The sequence below is a fragment of the uncultured Campylobacter sp. genome (assembly GCF_963517995.1).
In the GTDB taxonomy this organism is placed as follows: Bacteria; Campylobacterota; Campylobacteria; order Campylobacterales; family Campylobacteraceae; genus Campylobacter_A.
Map to the genome: position 1 here is coordinate 1 of NZ_CAUQHQ010000175.1, position 3,872 is coordinate 3,872.

General features: G+C 43.4%; 3 protein-coding genes. All 3 read left to right on the forward strand.

Annotated features, from left to right (window positions below):
• The coding region (locus RYL88_RS12010) for a phage tail protein (protein WP_314991590.1) at nt 1-641 on the forward strand (641 nt) is incomplete at its 5' end.
• Between the two features lie 747 nt (nt 642-1,388).
• The gene (locus RYL88_RS12015) at nt 1,389-3,098 is read left to right on the forward strand and encodes a nitrite/sulfite reductase (protein WP_314991592.1); all 1,710 of its coding nucleotides are present in this window, start codon (nt 1,389-1,391) and stop codon (nt 3,096-3,098) included.
• Nucleotides 3,098-3,872 (forward strand): NAD(P)-dependent oxidoreductase (locus tag RYL88_RS12020; RefSeq protein ID WP_314991594.1); only part of this gene is annotated, 775 nt, incomplete at its 3' end. The genes RYL88_RS12015 and RYL88_RS12020, both read left to right, overlap by 1 nt.

Below are 3,872 nucleotides of genomic sequence, written 5' to 3' on the forward strand. Positions count from 1 at the left end.
TCATGAGCTCGCTAAAGGATCGCAAAAGCAGATCGCACGTTAAGCTAAGCTATAGGCAAATTATCGAAAACATCGCCAAAGAGCACGGGCTAAACGTAAAAATCAACTTTGAGCGCTCAAACGAAGTTGTCGAGCTGGAGCAGCACGATATGAGCGATGCGGCGTTTTGTGAAAAGATAGCAAACGATCTCGACTTAACATTTAGTATCAAAAACAAAACGATGATTTTTATCGATAGGGATAAAGTAACCGATCGCGTAGAGTATGATCTTAGCGAGGATGATTATTTAGAGCTAAATTTCGAGCAAACCGAAGTAACAAATTACGCCTCATGCGAGGTTACATGGCGCGATACAAAGGCGGGGCAGGATAAAGTAACCGTAGCCGGTAGCGGAGCGCCGGTATTAAAAAGGCAGATTTTCTCAGCAGATAGCGAAGCGGAAGCGCTAAAAATCGCACAAAGTTATCTACAAAATAAACAAAATAGCTCATTTAAGGGCAATGTGAGATGTATGGGCGTGCCGTTTTTCGCCGGCGGATACTTAACTTTACAAATTGAAGGCGAGACGAAACGAGCCATCATTAAAAAGATCACGCATACCATAAATAAATCATGGATTAGCGATATTGAATTCTTTTAAATTTAACGGTTTTTGTTACGGTTTGATACACTATTTTACAAAAAAACAATAATATTTTTTACGGAGTTAAAACGGAGTAAAGTAAAACTTAAGAATATAAATGCGTATTTTAGGTAATCGTATACTTAAATTTTAATCCGACCTCGGGCACCATTACACACAATTTACGCATTCAAAACCCCCGGAATACGGCATTCTAAACGAGCTTTCGCTCAACTGGCAGTAAGAATCAGCCTCGATTACTATACATTTTTTACTATTTAGCCGTTTTTTTACCTAGTAGAAGTAAAGTAAACAAAAAATAACGGACTATACGCTAAAAGAGCTACAAAAGCACCTAAGATACAATATTTCAAGAAAAATCAAAATACAAAAGTACGCGGATATAATTACTTTTTAGGGAAACAGAACCAAAATTAAACCCTTAAAAAGGAGACAAAATAAAAATCCATGACAACAAAGAGTTTGCCCGCAACCCGCATGCTGTTATATTGTCTCGCAAGCCAAAGTACAAAAAATGTGAAATGCTTGATAGCTCGCAATTATAAAGCCGACAAAAGCAACCATAGGCTCGAGTCCTACTATGCCGACGAATGACTTTCAATTGGCTTACAAAAAAACTCTTATTTAATTTTAAATTGCCTTATTGTTAAATTTCTATCGTAAAACCAAAAATTTTAATAATATTTAATCTATTTTAGTAAATTTATTGTAAAATCTCGCCCAAATTTTATAAAAAGGCAAACGATGGACACCTATGTTATTCCCGCGGAAGTAAGCGTCAAAGACGCGGAATTTTTTAGGCAAAAATGGCAAGAATATAAAAGCGGCGAGCTTGATTTTAAGGGTTTTGAGAAAATTCGCGTGGCGTTTGGGATATACGAACAGCGCGTAAAAGACAGCTACATGGCGCGGGTAAAAACGCACGGCGGCGGCGTGGGTGCAAAAGAATTCGCACGCCTCGGCGAACTTTGCAAGCGCTACGCCAACGGATTTTTGCATCTATCTACGAGAGCTAGCATTCAGCTTCATTTTGTAAAAAACGACGAATTTATAGAGCTTGAAAACGAGATCGCCGCGATAAATATGACTACGCGCGGCGCATGCGGGGATTGCGTTAGAGGCGTGGTTTGCGACGCGCTAGCGGGAGTCGCCAAGGACGAGGCTTTTAACGTCCTTCCTTACGCAAACGCCATTACTAGCATGCTTATCGGCAGAGCCGATTCTTACGGACTTTCTAGGAAATTTAAAATCGCTTTTTCAGGCTCCAAGGCCGACAGAGCAAACGCGACTATCACGGACGCGGGCTTTATAGCGACCAAAAAAGGCGGCAAAAAAGGCTTTATAGTCTACGTCGCGGGCGGAATGGGCTCAAAACCGCGCCTAGGCGATAAATTTAAAAGCTTCATCCCCGCAAACGAAGCCTTTTTATACGCGCAAGCCATCAAGCTCGTGTTTGCTAAAACCGGCGATTACGAGCATAGAAACTCCGCCCGCCTGCGCCATGCCGCCGAGAAGCTAGGAAAAGAGACGATTTTTAAAATGATCGAGGACGAGGTCGCAAAAATTAGAGCTTCAAGCGAAAAATGGAGGCTAGATATCAAAGAACCAAGGGGCGTTAAGCCGCTATTAAGCGAACCTCGCGTTAGATTTTCCGCCGCGCAAAAAGCCTGGGCGCAAAACTACGTAACCGCGCAAAGACAAAAGGGCTATTACTACGCCATAGTGCCGTTTTTGTGGGGAAACGTGCGCGGAGACGATGCGATAAAGCTATCAAAAGCACTTATTAAACTAGGCCTAAAAGATTCGCTTTTTATAAGCCGAGACCAGCACATCATCTTAAAAAATCTCAAAAAGACCGATCTTATCGCGCTTTATCCCGTTATCGCGGAGATTTCGCCTATGAGCGCCGATCCGCGCGTGTTTGCAAACATGACTCCGTGTACGGGCGCATCGACCTGTCGGCTAGGAATTTGCCGTCCAAAAGGCGCCGTGGAGGCTATCCACGATCATATTAGAAACAGCGATTTAGACTTTTCGCTTTTAAAAGACATCGTTATTAAAATGTCGGGCTGTCCAAACTCCTGCACCGCTCATCAAAACGCGAATTTAGGCTTTATGGGCGGCACTAGGCGCGAGGATGGCAGATCGCTTCCTTATTACAGCGTATTTGCCGGCGGCGAGCTAAAAGAAGGCAAAAGCAAATTCGGCAAAAAAGTAGGCGGCGTGGCCGCTTATCACGTGCCCGAATTCGTCTATCAAACGCTTAAAAAATTTACGCAGGTAAAATCCGAGTTTAAAAACTTCAATGACTGGATCGATAACGGCGGAGATAGCGTTATGGCCGAGCTTTGCGGGCTGTATCAGCGCGTGGGGACGTTCGAGGAAAACCCGAAAGCATACTACGACTACGGCGCGGACGTGCTTTTTGGCGAAACGCTAAAAGATAAAATTTAATGACCCTACCAGTAGCCCTTACGCCTAAACGCACGCTTTTAATCGGAGCCGGAAAGGTCGCGCGGCAAAAATTTTTAGCTCTAAAAGCGGCTAATTGGGAGTTCGAAATTTTAGCCGAAAAAATTTTAGAGCCGTTTTTTGCCGATAAAAATGTAAAAATTCGCAAGCTAACGCGGCAAAATTTGGGCGAAAATTTAAGCGGTTTTGAAATGATAATAGACGCTAGCGGAGATGAAAATTTAGGGCAGGCTTTATTTAGCGAGCGTAAAAGCTCGGGCTATTTGCTAAACGTAGTCGATAAGCCTGCTTTAAGCGATTTTTATTTTACCGCAAACGCGCATTTAGGCGAGCTTAGCGTAGGCGTTAGCACTAACGGCGCGAGTCCTAGCCTAGCCGCGCTCGTAAGGGATAAAATAGCTAAAATTTTGCCTAGGAATTTAGCGGATTTTATCCCGAAGCTAAAACTGGCCAGGCTTGAGGCGATTGAAAATTCTAACCCGCAAAAGGCCGAAATTTTAAAACCGAAGTGCCGCGAAAATTTAGGCAAAGTGTTTTTAATCAGCTGCGGCAGCGGCAGTCTTCAAAATCTCACCTTGGGCGCGCTTGAAGCGTTTGAGCTGCTAGACGTAGCTCTAAGCGATAAACTAGTCGGCGAGGATACGCGCGAAATTTTACGAAATTTAGGCGTAGAGATTATTAACGTAGGCAAAGGAAAAAACGAAGATAGCGCGACGCAAGAACAGATAAACGCCCTTATGCTAGGCCTGGCAAAAG

Bases quoted from the DNA above. Each gene is read 5' to 3' on its own strand.
- RYL88_RS12015 (WP_314991592.1), top strand. From the start codon at position 1,389: ATGGACACCTATGTTATTCCCGCGGAAGTAAGCGTCAAAGACGCGGAA.